This is a genomic window from Paraburkholderia sp. Ac-20342, from assembly GCF_017104985.1.
Classification (GTDB): Bacteria; Pseudomonadota; Gammaproteobacteria; order Burkholderiales; family Burkholderiaceae; genus Paraburkholderia.
On record NZ_JAAGPQ010000124.1, the window covers coordinates 1 to 18,032 of the forward strand.

The 18,032-nt window shown below is 60.9% G+C and carries 12 protein-coding genes and 3 pseudogenes; 7 read left to right on the top strand and 8 right to left on the bottom strand.

Features of this window, described 5'->3' with window-relative positions; translation table 11 throughout:
• Nucleotides 1-262: 262 nt before the first annotated feature.
• From G3N58_RS31055 to G3N58_RS31085, 7 genes and pseudogenes are all read left to right on the top strand, one after another.
• On the top strand, nucleotides 263-1,111 hold the full coding sequence (locus G3N58_RS31055) for a glycosyltransferase family A protein (RefSeq protein ID WP_167044014.1): 849 nt from the start codon (nucleotides 263-265) through the stop codon (nucleotides 1,109-1,111).
• 1,498 nt (nucleotides 1,112-2,609) lie between these two features.
• Nucleotides 2,610-4,145 (top strand): catalase, encoded by a 1,536-nt coding sequence (locus G3N58_RS31060; protein ID WP_167044020.1) that lies wholly within the window; start codon nucleotides 2,610-2,612, stop codon nucleotides 4,143-4,145.
• Nucleotides 4,146-4,312: 167 nt separating this feature from the next.
• On the top strand, nucleotides 4,313-4,885 hold the full coding sequence (locus G3N58_RS31065; RefSeq protein ID WP_240159066.1) for an ankyrin repeat domain-containing protein: 573 nt from the start codon (nucleotides 4,313-4,315) through the stop codon (nucleotides 4,883-4,885).
• Between the two features lie 774 nt (nucleotides 4,886-5,659).
• Complete coding sequence (locus G3N58_RS31070; protein ID WP_167285705.1) at nucleotides 5,660-7,168, top strand: ankyrin repeat domain-containing protein; 1,509 nt, start codon at nucleotides 5,660-5,662, stop codon at nucleotides 7,166-7,168.
• A gap of 228 nt (nucleotides 7,169-7,396) precedes the next feature.
• Nucleotides 7,397-9,072, top strand: a pseudogene (locus G3N58_RS31075) (site-specific integrase).
• Nucleotides 9,069-12,046, top strand: a pseudogene (locus tag G3N58_RS31080) (Tn3 family transposase). Before G3N58_RS31075 ends, G3N58_RS31080 begins: the two co-directional pseudogenes overlap by 4 nt.
• A 124-nt stretch (nucleotides 12,047-12,170) precedes the next feature.
• A complete protein-coding gene (locus tag G3N58_RS31085; RefSeq protein ID WP_167044030.1) occupies nucleotides 12,171-12,644 on the top strand; it encodes a hypothetical protein in 474 nt (157 codons plus the stop codon).
• Nucleotides 12,645-12,727: 83 nt separating this feature from the next.
• On the opposite strand, the gene G3N58_RS31090 is transcribed toward G3N58_RS31085, so the two are convergent.
• The 8 genes and pseudogenes from G3N58_RS31090 to G3N58_RS31125 all read right to left on the bottom strand — a co-directional run.
• Nucleotides 12,728-13,180 carry a GNAT family N-acetyltransferase gene (locus tag G3N58_RS31090; protein WP_167044033.1) on the bottom strand — a complete coding sequence of 151 codons (453 nt, stop codon included), beginning with the start codon at nucleotides 13,178-13,180 and terminating at the stop codon, nucleotides 12,728-12,730.
• A complete protein-coding gene (locus tag G3N58_RS31095; RefSeq protein ID WP_167044036.1) occupies nucleotides 13,177-13,578 on the bottom strand; it encodes an HrpB1 family type III secretion system apparatus protein in 402 nt (133 codons plus the stop codon). Before G3N58_RS31095 ends, G3N58_RS31090 begins: the two co-directional genes overlap by 4 nt.
• Nucleotides 13,579-13,683: 105 nt before the next feature.
• Nucleotides 13,684-14,217 (bottom strand): hypothetical protein, encoded by a 534-nt coding sequence (locus tag G3N58_RS31100; RefSeq protein ID WP_167044039.1) that lies wholly within the window; start codon nucleotides 14,215-14,217, stop codon nucleotides 13,684-13,686.
• 132 nt (nucleotides 14,218-14,349) lie between these two features.
• Complete coding sequence (locus G3N58_RS31105; RefSeq protein ID WP_167044042.1) at nucleotides 14,350-14,739, bottom strand: HrpB1 family type III secretion system apparatus protein; 390 nt, start codon at nucleotides 14,737-14,739, stop codon at nucleotides 14,350-14,352.
• A gap of 53 nt (nucleotides 14,740-14,792) precedes the next feature.
• Entirely contained in the window at nucleotides 14,793-15,599 is an 807-nt protein-coding gene (gene sctT, locus G3N58_RS31110; protein WP_167044045.1) for a type III secretion system export apparatus subunit SctT, read from the bottom strand.
• 65 nt (nucleotides 15,600-15,664) lie between these two features.
• The gene (locus G3N58_RS31115) at nucleotides 15,665-16,150 is read right to left on the bottom strand and encodes a type III secretion system protein (protein ID WP_167044048.1); all 486 of its coding nucleotides are present in this window, start codon (nucleotides 16,148-16,150) and stop codon (nucleotides 15,665-15,667) included.
• A gap of 37 nt (nucleotides 16,151-16,187) precedes the next feature.
• On the bottom strand, nucleotides 16,188-17,489 hold the full coding sequence (sctN, locus tag G3N58_RS31120) for a type III secretion system ATPase SctN (protein WP_240159078.1): 1,302 nt from the start codon (nucleotides 17,487-17,489) through the stop codon (nucleotides 16,188-16,190).
• A gap of 112 nt (nucleotides 17,490-17,601) precedes the next feature.
• Nucleotides 17,602-18,032 (bottom strand): annotated as a pseudogene (locus G3N58_RS31125) (hypothetical protein); the annotation flags it as partial.

Consider the following 18,032-nt stretch of genomic DNA (forward strand, 5'->3'; position numbering starts at 1 on the left):
CATGCAGTTGCAGGATGCGCCGAGGAGAACCCTTAAACCGGACATTTCTAACTGGCCCAAACCGGACATTACTAAATGGCCGTCACAAATTTATGGGTGATAATTTATGTTATGTAAAATTAAATAAAACCTCCCAATACCCCCCATCCGACACACCACACCCACCCAAACCACCCGACCCTCGCCAGCACATCAATCAGCTAGAATTCTTCAGAAGAAAGCCGCTAAAAAAGCGGCTCAAATAATAAAACTCAAATAGGCCATGTCTAAAGTCTCCATCGTCGTTCCCTGCTTCAATCAGGAAGCGTTCATTGCCGAAGCCCTCGAATCGGTGCTGGTGCAATCCTACGGCGACTGGGAATGCATCATCGTGAATGACGGCTCTACCGATGGCTCTGACGCCATTATTCGGCAATACGCAAAGAAGGATCGCCGGTTTCTGCCTTTTCTCAAGGATAACGGCGGCGTTGCTGCGGCTCGCAACTTTGGTTTTACTCAGGCGTGCGGCTCACTCTTTGTGCCGCTCGATGGCGACGACAAACTGCACCCGGACTATCTGCGCCGAGTCGTCGAGCGCTTCGAGGTCCAGCCCGATACCGTGCTCGTGTATACCGGCACGCAACGTTTTGGCGAGAGTCGCAAGGTGTGGCGCTTGCCAACATATAGCTACGAAAAGCTGCTCTGGCAAAACATGATCGTCAACACGGCTATTTACCGGCGTGAGGCGTTTCTGGCCGCGGGTGGCTACTCTCCGGAAATGATCTTCGGCTTTGAAGACTGGGAATTCTATGTACGACTTCTGAACCCCGAATCCAAAGTCCAATACATTGACGCGCCGCTGCTTTTCTATCGCATCAAGAAAAGCTCGCGATCGACTGAGCTGGTCGAAAGAGACAAGATCAAGGAGTCGCAGCGACTGATCTATGAGCGCAATCGCGCGAAGTATGCTCAGTATGAGGCCAATCCCATCAACGTCTTCGGCAAGTGCATGAAGGACTTCGCCCCTTCGTATACGGCGCGCTATAAGCGCCAGGCCTGCTACATGCACGCTGCGTACGGCATCGCGATTGCCTTTCTGCTCGCAACGGTGGGCGTACTGCTCACGCGCTAACATGAGCATCACAATCGCGCGCCTCGTTCGGGTAGTACGCCGAGGCCGGGAATATCTTTGTTGCCGGTTATCACCAGAGCGCGTGAGTCACTTTGGATAGTGCGCGCGGAATGAACAGGCACGAGCATGGCGAAGACGACAAAGTGCCGGCCTGCGAGGGACGTGTGTCCACGAGGCTATCCACGCGCGATAACCTTCACTACGCCTCGATTCATTAAACATCAGGTGCATGCATGACGAATGCACGGTGTAAAGATCGAATAGTCGTCAGCGCAATAGCAAATCACTTATGCACATGCAAGTGTACGAGTGTCCCCAATTCGCGCTTCCTGCAAATGCGAATAGTCGTTCATATATACGAAGCTCGATTTGATTTCCTTAGAGGCGCAAGCAAACCTTGGCGGCCGCCATGCTGCCATTGACGCTGGCGTCTACAACGAGAACGGCTGGCTTGCCGGACTCCTGTTTTGCGGCGAATTGCAAGTCAACTTGTATATGGCAGTGTTCTCTATTCACGCTTTCTGAGAATACGAATAGTAGTTCTTATACGAGGAACTCGATTTTAGATAGGCCCCACCGTCAAATTCTTGGCGAGCGCGTAGCGCTCATCCTTGGCACGAGAAACGGATGCCGACATGCACTTCACCGCCACGCTGTAGATGCTCTCGCGCAAATTCGATGCGAGTGATGAGATTCTCTACGTCATCCCGCTCGCAACCCAGGTACGGATTCGTTCGTTGATGTCCTGCAATTGTCGCAGCGACGCACGGCGCATCATGTCAGCGATTTGGCCCGGTGGAATGTTGGTGAGTGCCGATACCGTGGCGTTCAGCCTCGCCTGGAATTCGCGTACGCGTTCGCCGCTGTCCCGGCGATACTCCGGCGACTGGGGATGGGCCGGATTCGCTGACCGTCCGGGATCCGTCGGCGAATAGGGCGTGGCGGGTAGATTGCTGGTACGCATGGCGAAAGACACGGGTTCAAAGTTGAGTCGAATGTACTCGCGTCAGTCGACTACGCGGTTCTTGCGGCGAAGCGCGGTCGCGTATTCCGAAGGGGCGTGAGCCGAATAAGATGTACGTCCGGTTCCGCCGGCTCTATTGCATTCTCGTCAAATGTACAAGGTTAACTTTGTCCGCTTTTGTGACACGTAAGCTATCGGGGCGCCGTTTCCGCTTGTGCGTGGGTGCCGGCACGCTCATCGCAACAATCACATCGAGAATGAATGGGTTGCGGCGAATGCCAAGCATAAAGATCAGCCAAGTCGCCAACGCAATAGCAAGTCAATTTGCATATACCAGTGCTCGAGTGTTCTCTATTAAAGCATTTCTGAAAAATGCGAATAGTATTTTTTATGCGAGAAGCTCGCGTTGATTTGCCTGGATTCGCAAGCAACTATCGCGTCAATTTCGATTTTCAATTGGACGCCAGTCGGTCCTTTTCGTCTAATTAAGCGGATTTTTAAGTAGCCGAAAATTGACGCCGGAGAACAATCGAAATGTCAGAAAGAACGAAGCGAATCGCGAAGAGTCTCGTGGCCGCAACCTGCGCCGCGATGATGTCGTCTCCCTATGCCGCCGATATGACGCGCGATAACGGATCGCCGGTTGGCGACAACCAGAACTCGCAGACGGCCGGACCGGAAGGTCCGGACACGCTGCAAGACTCGCATCTGATCGAAAAACTGCAGCGCTTCGATCGTGAGCGTATTCCCGAGCGCGTCGTGCACGCGCGCGGCACCGGCGCTTTCGGCGACTTCGAGAGCACTGCCGATATCAACGACCTGTCGATCGCGCAAGTGTTCAAGCCCGGCACGAAAACACCTGTTTTCGTGCGCTTTTCGACGGTCATGGGCTATCGCGGCTCGCCGGAGCAGGCACGTGACCCGCGTGGCTTCGCGATCAAGTTCTACACGACCCAGGGTAATTGGGATCTGGTGGGCATCAACATGCCGATCTTCTTTATTCGCGATGCCATCAAGTTTCCCGACTTCGTGCATGCCAACAAGCCGAGTGCCGTGACGGGCGTTCAGGACGCTAACCTCGCGTTCGACTTCTTCTCGCATGCGCCCGAAGCGACGAACATGCTCACGCACCTGTACACCACGGAAGGCATGCCGGATTCGTATCGCCACATGGACGGCTATGGCGTGCATGCGTTCAAGCTTGTCAACGCGCAGGGCCAGGTGCACTACGTGAAGTTCCACTTCAGGAGCGAGCAAGGCATGCATGGTATCCGCCCGCAGGATATCCCCGGCTCGATCGGCGCGGACTGGAACCTGATGACGAACGATCTGTACCACGCAATCAAAGCGGGAGACGATCCGAAATGGGACCTGTATATCCAGGTGCTGAATCCGCAGGACCTGAACAAGTCCGACTATGACGCGCTCGACGACACGAAGATCTGGAGCAATGTGCCCGAGCGCAAGATCGGCACGCTGACCCTCAATCGCGTACCGGATAACTACTTCGAAAGCACCGAGGAATCGGCGTTCGCGCCGTCGCGGATGGTGCCTGGTATCGAGCCGTCCGAGGACCGCATGCTGCAAGGCCGGATGTTTGCCTATGCGGATACGCAGATGTACCGTCTCGGCGCGAACTTCAATAGCCTGCCGATCAATCGCCCGCGCGTGCCGGTTGTGAACAACAACCAGGACGGCAAGATGAACTTCGGCGACCGCAAGGGCGAAGTGAATTACGAGCCTTCCACGCTCGGCGAGATTCCCCAGGACCCACGCTACAAGTACGTGCAGACGCCGCTTTCCGGCACGACTCAGCAAATGGCGATCCGCAAGACGCTCAACTTCCGGCAGGCGGGTGAGTACTACCGCACCCTTTCCGAGCAGGACAAGCAGGATCTGGTGACGGCGCTGTCCGGCGACCTGAACCACGTGACCAACGACACGAACAAGTACACGATGCTCTCGTACTTCTACAAGGCCGATGCGGATTACGGCAGCCGTCTGGTAGATGCGACGCACGCGGACTTGCCGCGCGTGAAAATGCTTGCCTCGAAGCTTTCGGATAAATAGCCGCTAGAAAACGGCGGAGACGGCTGTATGGTCTCCGCCGGTTCAAGGTGTATTAAGGCTTGAAGTTGTGCCGCCTATTCAAGCGGAGAATCATTGCGATGAACCCCTTCCGATCTATTCTGCCCCCTGTGCTTCGCGTGATGGCCATGGCCTGCGTGGCCGTTGCCATGGCAGGTTGCGCATCGACACCGGTGGCCGCGACTACCGGTGCTCACCCGGAGCTGCGCCGCTACGACGAAGAATGGTTCGACGCGGCGCGTATCGGACGCGTCGATATTCTGCAGACGCTCGTTGCCGCGGGCTACCCGATCGATGCGACGACGCACGAGGGCTATACGGCGGTGATACTCGCGGCCTACCGGCATCAGCCTGAGGCACTCGAGTATCTGCTGCGCACGGGCGCGAATGCATGCACGGGTGACCAGCACGGCAATACCGCGCTGATGGGCGTTCTCTTCAAAGGAGATACGGCTCTGGCCAGGCGCCTGATCCAGACGCACTGTCCGATCGATCAGACCAACAATGCCGGCGAAACGGCGCTCGCCTTCGCCGCGTTGTTTGGACGGGTCGATCTGGTGCCGCAACTCGTCGCGCACGGAGCGAATCTCGAGCATGCCGACGAGCTCGGACGGACCGCGTTGCAGATCGCGGTTCAGCAAGGTAATGCCACGACCATTGCCGCATTGGAAAAGGCCGGCGCGCAGCACGTTCCCGATCCGGCGATGTACAACCATCCTTGAAATCAGAACGCGAATCCGTTCGCTTCGGATCTTGCACCGGCTTTTCGCCTCACCGGATCGTTGCGCTTCGCACGCCGAATACATTGTGTCTCCGGCACAGAGGTTTGCCCGTTCCGCAACGATATAGAGAACACCTATGCCTACCCGTTCTATCCGTGGGAACAGCCAGACCCGCTCCCCTGCCGGCAAACACTTTGAGAACGACTCCCCTGCCCGCCAGAGCGAGACTTCAGCACGATCCGGCGTACGTCGTATGCCGGAACTCCTGACTCGATTGGGCGAGAAAAAAGCTCCGCGTCCTGAATCTACAACGGGTAAGGTCCCGGTCAAGCGGGTACAGACAAACGACACGGTCGAACCGACCAGAGGGTCGGCCGGGATTCGCAAAAAATCCGCCACACCTCGACATAAAATGATGATTCAAATGGGAAATTGACTGCCTGATTGGTCAAGGGAGCCGAGCAGATCGTTCCCAGGCTGCTGATGTGCCCCGTACGGCGAAAGCACCTCGACAACATTATTGAGCAAGTTGAGATTGAAGCGGAAGTATCGGTGTAATGGGCAATTGCCACTCGACGCGGGGGCAACGAAAGCCGTGGAACGGTGATTTGTTCTCCTTTCTCGCTCATAAGTAACCCATCGGTTCGCGAACTGAGTTGGAGGTTCGCCACCAAGAAGCCCATCGGCAATGGATGCCGGCAAACTCGGCGTGCGGCTGGTTTCGTCGTCTTCACGTGTCATTGAGGATAGGCTAGCCATGCCCCTGATGCTGCCGTGTCAATACTGTTCACCGCCATGAAATCCCGAGAAACCTCAGCTTCCAGTTCCCAGTTTCCCAGCACACCCTCGGCCTCGAACGAGGCTTGTGCCCGCGAATCGCTTACGGGGACATCATCTCAAGCGCGGCCGCAGGCATCGGGGGCGCTGTCTCGGCTCATGCAGATGCGGCGACAGCGTGGCAGCGCGTCCGAAGCTCCGCCGCCGAAGGCCCATTCGGCGGCACCTGCTGACTTACGGCTGCATGCCGCAGTAAGGCGCGCCGATGCTACTGCCATACGCGAGCTTGTCGATTCAGGCCTGAAACCCGTTCACCTGAACGATAACCGTCAGACACCGCTCGACGTGCTCGACTCAATGGCTCTCGATGTGGCGTCGAGCCAGCTAATCCGTAGTGCGTTGTTGCACTCCCAGAACGAATCGGCGCCGCTTGGCTACGTCAAGCCGGAAGCGTTCCACGGGAGTCCATGGGGCTTCGAGATTCTGCTGTCGGGTGAATTGAGGGGGGGAGTCAATGATACGAAGGGCGGCACGCAATCCCTCGAAGGCAAGGTGTTCTTCTCCGACCGAACACCGACGTCGCCCAGCGAGCCGACCACACGCACCGACTTGCGCAAAAACGCTCGCATTTATTCGAACGGCTCTGGGTGGAAGGCCACCACCGCAAGTAGCCGCGGATTCCAGTATCGGATGGTGCAAGCCATGCTTGAGGGCATAAAGCAGAAAGCGCCGCTGAATATGCAGGGTGCGCCTGAAACGATCGAGGCGCAAACCGCGGACGATATTTGGCCACAGATTGTCGGTCATTTGGGACAGGTATTTCACAAGACCGGGTCGTTCGAAGGACCCGAGTTCGAGCACGCTACCCTGAATAAAATGTTTGAGGCGATACAACTCCCGTCCTCGCTCACGCTTAAAGTCGCGCAAACGCCTAGCCACGTGGTTCAGGGACGAGAACTATATGAACTTTATGGACGGGCAGCCACGCAGTTGAAGCAACAGTTCGAAAACGGCAAGACACCGTTTCTTGCCGTGATCAACGAGGGACGTATGGTGCCGGTGGTGTTTGGCTTCGAGAAAGTGTCTGGCCTGCAATCCCACACTATTGAGTACATGCCTCCCAAGGGTCCCAAAAGCTATTCTTACCAGAGCGCAAATCATCCGCTAACGGGCTCCGACGCGGGCGGCAAGCTGAAAGAGATCGAGGTGCGCGACCTGGAGGACCTTGCAACTCTCAGCCTTGCCTGCCTGGCGCGTGGCGTAGCGATCCCCGAGGACGCAACCATTCGTCTGAAGAAGCGGGCACTTCGAGCGCCGAAGGCCCACTATTTGACGTCAACCCAACGGGCGCAGTTCGAGGCGGCAATCATTGGGGCGTTGTCTCACAAGACGGGAAATTCCCCCAAAGAAATGCGTTCCGTCATCGAGAATGCGTCGATTGAGCAGTTGCAAGTATTTAATGCATATCTGAGAAGTCTGCCATTGACGAAGTTCTCTGTTGCTTGACGACACGTTATCGAGTCGGCGTCGCAACGTTTCCTGCAGTGCAGTGGCGAGGAGTATGCGATACGCCGTTGGACTCGGGTAGTGGGCAAGTGCAATGGCGGCAATCGGCATCTATGTCGCTAACTTATATTAGCGATAGGGGTATATTTTCTTGCCAAACTGCCAGTTTACGAAACGCGTCACGTCCGGCCGTCATGCCACTGTCATCCCGGCACCTATAATTTCTGGATGCCCATCTCACACCCGCTGCCCTTTCCCGACTCTGCGTCTCTGGCTGCATTGCGCACCTGGTACGCAGGCGTCGGCTCGCGCGAAGCCGTCGAACACTATTGTCCCGAGCAGCTCGGCGACGGGAAATCGGCCCGCGGCGTGATTGGTTGTATCCGACGCCAACTCATCGATTTTGCCGTCAGTCGTCATCGCGACGATCTGGCGAAACTGTTTCAGTGCGAAGCAGGCGAACGGACTCGTCACTGCAAGGCAGTGGCGAGCGCCATAGACGTGCTGCCATCGCTACTGATACCGCACCCAAAGATCAGCGACCCAATCGATGCGTGGCTGCCGTCCCGGGCCGTCGCCGCGTTGCGTGCGCACGGCATCAGGACGCTGGCAGACCTGACAGTGCGAATTCCCCGTCGCCGTCGCTGGTGGCTCGCCATTCCCAGTCTCGGGGAGCGCAGTGCCCGCCGGGTCGAAGCCTTTTTGCGGCTTATCCCGCGCTGACGGAGCGGGCTCGTGCGCTGATCGTGGCGGCCACCCCGGAATCCGTGACGCCGTGGGAAAACATCCGCGTCCCGCATGACGTCGACGGTTCGCACGGCATCTTCCGTGCGCCGAAGTCGATGTGCGCACTTGAGGCCAATAACGATTATCAGGCTATCAACGCCTGGCTCGACCGGCACGAAGCCACGGAAACGCAGCGCGCCTATCGCAGGGAAGCCGAACGCCTGCTGCTCTGGGCGATCCTCGAGCGCGGCCGCGCCTTGTCGTCGCTGACGAGTGAAGATGCGACCACCTATCGCACTTTCCTGCGTCACCCCACGCCGCGCGCCCGGTGGGTCGCACCAGCGCGGCCGCGGTCGTCGTCCGAATGGCGGCCGTTCACGGGCGCACTGTCGCCGGACTCCATCGCCTACGCACTATCGGTGCTGGGTGCAATGTTTCGCTGGCTTATCGAGCAACGGTATGTGCTGGCCAATCCGTTTGCGGGCCTCAAAGTACGCGGCGCGCCGCACAACGGTGAATTGAACATCGCCCGCGCCTTCACGGCTGGAGAGTGGGAGTTGGTACGAACGATTGCCGATGGGCTGGAATGGTCCCATGACTGGACGACACCGGCCGCGCAGCGTCTGCGCTTCGTACTCGATTTCGGTTACGGAACCGGCCTTCGGGCAGCCGAACTGGTTGGCGTCACGCTCGGCGGTATCGAAATCGGCGCGCGCGGCGAGCGATGGCTGCATCTGACCGGCAAGGGCGCGAAGATCGGCAAGGTTGTGCTGCCGCCACTCGCGCGTTTCGCGCTTGATCAGTACCTGGTGCAACGCGGCCTGACCGTGAACCCGGCGCGATGGCCGCCGAATACGCCACTGCTCGGGCATCTCGATGCACCCGGCGGAATCACCACGCCGCGATTGAGGGAGATTCTGCGCCGGTTCTTTCACGCGGCTGCCGACAGCATCGAAGTCGATCACCCAGCACTCGCCGGCAAGCTGCGGCGCGCAACGCCACATTGGATGCGCCACACGCACGCCACCCATGCGCTGGCGAATGGCGCTACGCTCACGACCGTGCGCGACAACCTGCGTCACGCGTCGATTACCACGACCTCGGTCTACCTGGACGACGACGAGGTCCAGCGCATGCGGCAGATCGAGGGAATCTTCGCGCGGCGCAGAGCAAGGTGACGATCGCTCACGATCCGATCTATCCGGCGCTGCCGGCAGCGCCAAGTGCTGCGGAGCTCGACGCATTCACACCGACTGCAGCCGAAATGCGTTACGTACGCCGCCAGGTCCGCCAGGAGTCGACCACAGTGCTGCTCATGGCGCAGATGAAGCTGCTGCAGCGGCTCGGCTATTTCCCAATGCTAGTCGACGTACCGACCGTGATCATCGACCACCTTCGCGCCGCGCTTCGTGCGGGTCCGCTACCGCGAGCGGTCATCGCGCGCTACGATCAGTCCGGTGCGCGAATTCGGCACCAGAAGCTGCTGCGCGACCATCTGGGCATACACCCGTTCGGCGGCGACGAAATCGGATGGCTGACCGACCTCGCGCGCGAGGCCGCGCAAACGAAAGCCGAGCTGCCTGACATCGTTAATGTCCTGATCGAGGAACTGGTGCGGCGTCGCTACGAGCTGCCGCCGCTCGCGCTGCTGCAACGAATTGCCACACAGGGGCGTCGTGCCGTCAACGAGGCGATCTACCGGGCCATCGGCGGCCAACTCGATGGCGCGTTGCGGACTCGCCTCGACGCGTTGCTGGTCACCAAAGGCGGCAAATCCGGCTGGGAGGAGCTCAAACGTGAACCGAAGAAGCCAACCACGCGCGCCGTTGCGGCCTTCCTGAAACACATCGACGGCATCCGGGCGCTCGCCGACGGATTGCCGCCACTGCCATCGATGCTGTCGGCCAGCAAACGCGAACAGCTCGTGATCGAGGCGCGTGCGCTCGACGTTGCGGAATTGCGCTCGCTGCGGACCAACAAGCGCTATGCGCTTGCCGTCCTGTTTATCCAGGCGCAGCTTCAGAAGGCGCTTGACGACGTTGCCGAGATCTTCATCAAGCTCATGCGCAAGTATGAAGTCTATGCGAAGACGGGGCTGCAAAAATACCGGCTCGACCACGCGGAGGCGGTCGACGGCCTGGTCGGGCAATTCCGGGACGTACTGCAAATCCTGCAAGACGACGAGGTGCCGGAGCGCAAGCGCTTGGCGCAAATTCGTGCGGCACTCGGTGATCCGGCCGCGACGCTCGCGCAGTGTAATGATCACATCGCCTACGCCGGTAATTTCGATCTACCGTTCATGCTCGTGCCGTACAAAACCCAGCGCTCGCTGCTGTTCCAGTGCCTCGATGCGCTGCCATTGCGCTCGAGCTCGCAGGACCGCGCGGTGCTGATCGCGCTCGCGTGGCTGCAGGGCTTCAGGGCGGCCCACCGCGAATACCTGTTGCTGACCGAGACCGACCTCGCTAACCTGCCGCTCGAATGGATGCCGGAGAAATGGACGCGTGCCGTATTTCCACACGGCCGGGACAGCCGCATGCTGCATCGGCGCTTCTTCGAGCTGTGCGTGTTCCACCAGATCATGCGCGAGTTGAATTCGGGTGATCTCTTTGTCGAGGCCAGCGATCGCTACGACGATTATCGGATCCACCTGGTCTCCGACGAAATATTCCAGCGCGAACTACCGCGCTACTGCGAGACCATCGGCTTGCCGACGGACGCCAAGACCTTCGTGAAGGCGTTGCGCGATCAACTGAGCGTGGCACTCGACGACACCGATGCCCGGTTTCCGGAGAACGACAGCGTCGAGTTTGGCAACGACGGGCTAATCATCCACAAGCCCGGCAAGGAGCCCGAGCCGCCGAACATTACCCTAATCGATCAGGCCATCAAGGCGTCGATGCCCGAAGTCAGTATCCTGGATCTCCTCACCGAAACCGAGCAGTGGCTCGACCTGCACAAGCTGTTCGGGCCGCTATCCGGCTTCGACGCCAAGCTCGACGAGCCGCGCAAGCGTTTCATCAGCACGCTGTTCTGCTACGGCTGCAATCTCGGCCCGAGCCAGACCGCTAAGTCGGTAAAGGGGCTGAGCCGCAAGCAGGTCGCATGGCTGAACCTGAAGCACGTCACCGAGGAGCGACTCGACAAGGCAATCGTGAAGGTGATCAACGCGTACAATCAGTTCGCGTTGCCGAAATACTGGGGCAGCGGCAAGCGCGCGTCGGCCGACGGCACCAAGTGGAGTCTATACGAGCAGAATCTGCTGTCCGAATACCACATCCGGTATGGCGGCTACGGCGGGATCGGCTACTATCATGTGTCGGACATGTACATCGCGCTGTTCAGCCACTTCATCCCGTGTGGCGTGCATGAAGCGGTCTATATTCTCGACGGACTGATTGAGAATGGCGCCGACATTAAGCCCGTACGATCCACGGCGATACGCAGGCGCAGAGTGGCGCCGTGTTCGGTCTGTCGTACGTGATGGGCATCGATCTGATGCCGCGCATGCGCAACATCAAGGACCTCGTCCTGTACAAGGCCGACAAGCGCCGCAAGTACGAGAACATCGACAGCCTGTGTCGGCAGACGATCGACTGGAATCTGATCGAGCGGCACTATGCCGACATGATGCGCGTCGCGGTGTCGATCTAGGCGGGCAAGATGACGCCGTCGACGATCCTGCGCCGGCTTGGCTCAGAAAGCACAAAGAATAAACTGTACTTCGCGTTTCGCGAATTCGGGCGCGTAGTACGGACGTTGTTCCTGCTCAAGTACCTGAACGACCCGGAGCTGCACCGCACGATCCACGCACAGACGAACAAGAGCGAGCAGTTCAACGACTTCACGCAATGGTTGATGTTCGGCGGCGAAGGCGTGATCGCCGAGAACCTGCGGCACGAGCAGCGCAAGATCATCAAGTACAACCACCTGGTCGCGAACATGGTGATCCTGTACAACGTGCAGTGGATGTCGCGCAAGCTGAAGGAGTTGCAGGAGAAAGGGCATCCGATCGACGCCGAGGTGCTCCGGAGCCTGTCGCCGTATCGGCACGAGCACATCAACCGGCTCGGCGACTATCTGCTGGACCTGCTGCGGCCCGTTTTACCGCTCGACCCGACCATCGATTTCGCCTTTAAATCAGCAGCTTAGGTCGAGATGTGGCGGATTTTTTACGAATCCCGGCCATACCTCGACCAGGCCCATCACCGAACAGGAAGACTGTATCTCTCGCTTCGAGGAATGGTCTAACTCGCTTCCCAAGGATGAATCGAAGATGGCGCGATTCGTGACGAGAGTCACGACGAAAGCTTCGGAAAAACTTCGACACGCGCCAGCACGCCAGGAAGGGGAGCTCTTCTTTGTCACGCGTCTTTCCGAAGAGGGGCACCAGGGGCATGTCATACGTAACCAGTTTATTCCGTCACGGCGTCAGCTCAATAGCGGACATCTCCTCATCGCTAACGCCAACGATAAGGAAAAGCAGCGCTGGTATTTCTATCCCAACAGCGATCATCCGTTCGCTCCGGAGTCCGCTCAGGACCAACACGCCCGGCCTGGCAAACTGATGGTGATGGACGCCAGCGGGAGCACCGTGGCACAGGAGAACTTCACGCCTTCCAGATCACAACTGGAGAGCGGGAAATATTTTCTCGATCATCACGAAGGCGTCAACAACTGGTACTTGATAGACGACTTCGCGAGCGTCTTCCCGGACGCCGTGACAGATCAGCCTGAGCAACAGGGCTGAAGCGCTTTCAAGCATACGAAGCGTGGCTCACTGCAGCTATCTTCAGGCATGCAAAGCAATGAGTCACAATCGGAGCGTGTCCGTCACGCTCCCTGAACCGCCGAACACCGCTGCTTCCGCGCAAGACCGCGTGCATCGACTTCGTGCACGCGCAGTCGATGCACGACTTCGCTGTCCTCGATGCCGAGCCGCTGCCAGCCGCAGTGTTCGATAAACCTGAGCGCCTTCGGGTTGTCGGCCGGCGTGCGCAGCAGGATCTCGTCCTTGAGGCTGAAGAGCCACGCGAGCGTCGGCCCGAGCAGCAAGCCCCAACGGCCGTGATGCGACGGCAGCACCGCGATGTGTGCCGATTCGCCGTCGAAGATCACGCCGCCGATCGGCTGCCCCGCTTCCTCGAAGCCGACCGACGGGCAGTCCGCATAGAACGCCGCGAACACCTCGCGCGTCACCACGCTCAGCATCGCCTCGGACGCACTGCTTCGCTCCGCGTCGTAGTAGACGTTCAGATCCACCCGTTCGGTCAAGCGCAGGTTCATGACGCGCTCGCGAGCAAGCCGGTCGGCTCCGGCTGTTCCAGCAGATGAGTCATCGCACACCGGATGTGCTCGTGCGGAGAGTTCTCCACCAGGTCAGCCGCGCGGCCCTTCCAGTTCGGGTCCTGCAGGAAGAACAGGCACAGGACCCGCAGATCCGGACGGAAATCCTCGTCGAATTCGTTCAGCAGATGCAGCGCGTTCAACGCCCAGCCGCGCTGGATCGCGATCAGCACGCGGAACACGACGACATCCTCCTGCTCCATCGAAACGCGGTTTTCCTGCGCGAGCGTCTCGAGACAGGCCTGCGCCTTGTCCAGTTCGTCGTCGCCCAGCGCGTGCAGCATGCCCAGCGTCAGCGAGATGCGTCGCTCGCGGGCTTCATCGATTGCTTCGTTCATGGTCTTTCTCCTCGCGGCCTCGCCGTCGCGTCGATACGTATCGATCCGTGCCGACTCGCGAACCCGTTGAACCTCGTGGCCCGACGAACGGCGTCACGGCCTGGCTCATCCTTCGAACTGGGCCTCGGCGCTTTGCATCGTCAGTTCCTTGCCGGCATGCAGCATCACCTGTCCGGTGCCGCCGGCGATCTCGGCCTCGCCCGCGCCAGGCACGAACAGCAGGGCGGCCGGCGCCACGTTGCCCAATCCCTGCGCGATCTCGCCGACGTTGCCGGTCACGATGCCGCCGCCGATCTGCGAGGCGCCGTCGATGCCGTCGTTCACGATGTTGGTAGCGCTATTGAACGTGCCGTCGACGAAGTTCTGCGCAGACGGGCCGGCCACGGCGGACAACGCGATGCCGAGCGGCAGCGTGTTCATCGCCAGGTCAACCGAGCCGTCCGCGGTTTCGGCGACGCCGCTGACCGTCTGCTTAAGGCCCGATTCGAATTCGTTCGCCCCCGATTTCATCAGGTCCGGATTGACGGTCAGCGCACCGCCGACCACCTTGAAGGCGCCGCCGACGTCCTTGCCGATACCTTCGAATGTATGTTTGATGCCGTCGCCGATTTTCTCGAAGGCATGTTTGATTCCGCTCATGACGAATTCCCCTGATAGTGTGAAATGCATGTGGTCCAGATCACACGATGCCCTCCTTCGCGGCGCGACGCCGGACGAACGCGAAGCACGGAGTGCCGATGCGAAGCGTGGAACGCCCGCGCCGCGAAGCAGTTACCGCAGCGTGACGTCCGGCGCCAACAGCAGCGCCTGCGCGATTCGTGTCGCCATCGGCTCGTCGTCCCGGTACGCGGCCGCATACGCGTAGGTGCGCCACGTCGGGTCGCCGAGTGCGTACAGACAGACGGCGGTCAGCGCGATACCGCGCGAAGGCAGCTGGCCCGCGCGCTCGACCTGCCGCAGCTCGCGCAGTGCCTCGCTCCACGCGCGTGCACGCACGTGGAGCGAGGCGAGCACGACCCGGGCGCCATCGTGATCCGGCCGCATCACGGCAACCGCATCGAGCAGATCCCGCACGTCCGCCGGCGTGCCGAGCGTGGTGCCTGCCCACAGCACGCCGACCATGCCCGACAGGACCCTGTCGTGCTCCGTCGTTGCCGTCATCGCCCACCTTCCGTCTCCGCGCGCGTTCGATTCCGGGTCCACGTTCCGCCGCGTCATTTGGCGCCCGCCAATGCTTTTGCTTCGACTCCGACGTTCGCGAGCGTCAACTGGTCGCGCACCTGATCGATGAAGATGCCGGCCAGCAGCGCGAGCATCAGGATCGTCAGCCCGCCCTTCAACGGCTGCGCGAGCGAATGCAGATCGAGCTTCTGCGACACCTTGCCGGTGAAGCCGAAGCCGATGTCGATCAGCAATAGCAGCACCATCATCGGCGTCGCGAGCTTCGCGACCGTCTCCATCAGCGAGTCGGTTTTCATCAGCACGAACGACTCGATAACCTTCGTGCTCGCCGGCGTCAGATCCTGGATCGGCCACCACGTGTATGAGTCGTAGACTGCGCCGAGCAGGAACGTCATTCCGCCGAGAGTCCAGAATGCGGTGATCGCGAACAGGCTCAGCAGCGTCGAGGTCAGCGACGTCTGCTGCCCCTGGCTTGGGTTCTGCATCTGGACCTGGTTGAAACCCGTCAGATCGTCGACGTAGGTGCCGACGGCTTCGGCCGCCCAGAACACGCTCGACGCCGCGAAACCGAGCACGACGCCGATCAGCGCTTCCTTCAGGCCAACGGCGACGAGGATCATCGAATCGCCCTGCTCCAGCAGGCCGCGCTGGCCGTATGCGACGAAGCCGCCCCACAGCAGCGCGAGCGCGGTGCGCACGCGGCCCTGCACGACGCTGTCCGAGGTCGGCGGGAACATCATCAGCAGCACCATCAGCCGTTCGCTGCACAGGCCGAGGATGATCATGTAGCGGACCAGCTGGTGGCTGGACTCGATCGATGCGTAAGTAATATCGCTCATGGCGGATCAGGTTCGGGAAGGCGCCGGGCGCGGCGCGGGGCAAGGCTTGGGGAGCGAATCAGAAATCAGAACAGCAGCTGAGGCCGCCGCGTTTCAGATACTTCGTCATCCTGCGAATCCTCAATCTCCCGTTCCCGCTTCTTGATGAGCGCCTCGCGGCGCTTCGCATAGATTTCGATCCGCGCGCGGTTGCGCAGGATCTGGGTGCGCGCGTCGCCGATCTGCGCCTCTTTCGCGTCGAGCGCCGCGCGTGCCTGACTGGCCTGCGCTTCCAGCGCCGCGTGATGCTCGGCCGCATGCGAACGGAAATCGCGCAGCTTCAGCAGATCGTCGGCGCGAAATCGCGTACCACCAAGCATCGTGTCGATCTTGCCGTCCTGGTTCGCGAGTTCCGCCGCCTGCGCATCGGCCGCACCGCGCCGCTCGTCGAGCGCGCCGGCGAGCGCCTGCGATTCGCCGCGCAGCCCCGTCAGAGCCGAATTCAGCTTGCGGTCCAGCTTGCGCCGCCGCGACAGCACCCGCTCGAATGCCACGACCTGTCTGTCCTTCATCGTCGTCTCCCAATCGTCCGTATCACCGTTTGCCCGCTTACGATTGCACCAGATCGAACAGCATCGCGATCGTGTCGCCCGGATCGACGAGATCGTCCGTCGCCTGGCCGAGGAACGCGCGGATCGCGTCGATCTTCGCGATCGCCTCGTCGGCGAGCGGATCGGTGCCCGCCTGATACTCGCCGACCTGCAGCAATAGTTCGACTTCCTTATGTTTCGCCATCAGCCGGCGGATATGTCCCGCCGCCGCGACGTGGTCGCGCCCGACGATCTGCGTCATCACGCGCGACAGGCTGCCGAGCACGTCGATTGCCGGGTAGCGGTTCTGCGCGGCGATCTCGCGCGACAGGATCATGTGGCCGTCGAGAATCCCGCGTACTTCCTCGGCAATCGGGTCGCCGCCCGATTCGTCCTCGGCGAGCACCGTATAGAGCGCCGTGATCGAGCCGTGCTTCGAGCGGCCGGCGCGTTCGAGCAGGCGCGGCAGCTCGGCGAAGATCGACGGCGGAAAGCCCCGCCGCGTCGGCGGCTCGCCCATCGCGAGGCCGATCTCGCGCTGCGCGCGCGCGAAGCGGGTCAGCGAATCCATCATCAGCAGCACACGCATTCCGCGGTCGCGGAAATACTCGGCGACCGCGGTGGCCGCGTACGCGGCTTTCGCGCGCTCGATCGACGAGCGGTCGGATGTCGCGCAGACCACCACCGAGCGCGCCATGCCCTCCTCGCCGAGAATATCCTCGACGAACTCGCGCACTTCCCGGCCGCGCTCGCCGATCAGCGCGATCACGTTGATGTCGCAGCGCGCGCCGCGTGCGAACATGCCCATCAACGTGCTCTTGCCGACACCGGCCGGCGCGAAAATGCCCATGCGCTGCCCCTCGGCGAGCGTCATCATGCCGTCGACGACGCGCACGCCGGTCGGCATCGGCGTGTCGATCACCGGGCGCGACATCGGATCGGGCGGATCGGCGATCACCGGCTGCCACTCGTCGCAGTCGAGTTCGCCCTTGCCGTCGATCGGCTCGCCGAGGCTGTCGATCACGCGGCCGAGCAGCCCGTTGCCGATCCGCAGCGACAGCGGACGCTTGAGGCCGATCACGCGGGTCGCGCGCGACACGTTGCCGAGCCGCCCGAACGGCGACAGCAGCGCGGTGTCGCGGGAGAAGCCGACCACCTCGGCGCGCTGCAACAGTTCGCCTTCCGGCGAACGCAGCTCGCACAGCTCGCCGAGCGTCACATCGAGGCCCGCCACGCGCACCAGCGTGCCGATCACTTCCTGCACCTTGCCGCACGCGACCGACGCGGGGCTCGCGCGCAGTTCACGCTCGATCGCGTTCATCAGATTCGAAAAGCCGCCGCCGGCGTCGTTCCAGCCATCGGTGCCGTCGGTTGCGTCGCGCAGGTCGTCGGTATCGTCAATCATGTTTCGGATTCCTGTTCAGGGTCTCGCGTCACGCAGCCAGCGTCGCGTCCTCGGTCTGGCCGTCGTCGTCATAGGTGCCGTCCGGCGCGGCGTGATCGTGATACGTGGTCGCTTCGTCGGGCAAGTCGGCGGCGTCGAACCCGGCGTAGTGGTTGTCGTGTGCGTCTTCATGGCCGTACGCGTCGTTGTGGTCTTGCGCGTCTTCGTTGTCGTACGCGCCTTCGTTACCGTATGCGTTGTTGTCGTGCGTGTCGCCAACGCCGGAGTGTTCGTCATCACCACCGTGATCGTCGCCGATACCGTTACCGCCGCCATTGCGCTCGCCGTCACCCCGCCCCGCCATTGGCTGCCCGCCGTTTGCCTCAACCGGTTCGTCTTCGAATTCCGACTCGGGCACACTCCGCACCGCGCGGGCCAGCGCGCCGCGCATCGCGGCGAGTTGCAGCGGCAGGCTCGCGT

What these genes read in the sequence shown, in the direction of transcription:
- G3N58_RS31055 (WP_167044014.1), top strand. Translation starts at nt 263, where the DNA reads ATGTCTAAAGTCTCCATCGTCGTTCCCTGCTTCAATCAGGAAGCGTTC.
- G3N58_RS31060 (WP_167044020.1), top strand. Translation starts at nt 2,610, where the DNA reads ATGTCAGAAAGAACGAAGCGAATCGCGAAGAGTCTCGTGGCCGCAACC.
- G3N58_RS31065 (WP_240159066.1), top strand. Translation starts at nt 4,313, where the DNA reads ATGGCAGGTTGCGCATCGACACCGGTGGCCGCGACTACCGGTGCTCAC.
- G3N58_RS31085 (WP_167044030.1), top strand. Translation starts at nt 12,171, where the DNA reads ATGGCGCGATTCGTGACGAGAGTCACGACGAAAGCTTCGGAAAAACTT.
- G3N58_RS31090 (WP_167044033.1), bottom strand. Translation starts at nt 13,180, where the DNA reads ATGAACCTGCGCTTGACCGAACGGGTGGATCTGAACGTCTACTACGAC.
- G3N58_RS31095 (WP_167044036.1), bottom strand. Translation starts at nt 13,578, where the DNA reads ATGAACGAAGCAATCGATGAAGCCCGCGAGCGACGCATCTCGCTGACG.
- G3N58_RS31100 (WP_167044039.1), bottom strand. Translation starts at nt 14,217, where the DNA reads ATGAGCGGAATCAAACATGCCTTCGAGAAAATCGGCGACGGCATCAAA.
- G3N58_RS31105 (WP_167044042.1), bottom strand. Translation starts at nt 14,739, where the DNA reads ATGACGGCAACGACGGAGCACGACAGGGTCCTGTCGGGCATGGTCGGC.
- sctT (WP_167044045.1), bottom strand. Translation starts at nt 15,599, where the DNA reads ATGAGCGATATTACTTACGCATCGATCGAGTCCAGCCACCAGCTGGTC.
- G3N58_RS31115 (WP_167044048.1), bottom strand. Translation starts at nt 16,150, where the DNA reads ATGAAGGACAGACAGGTCGTGGCATTCGAGCGGGTGCTGTCGCGGCGG.
- sctN (WP_240159078.1), bottom strand. Translation starts at nt 17,489, where the DNA reads ATGAACGCGATCGAGCGTGAACTGCGCGCGAGCCCCGCGTCGGTCGCG.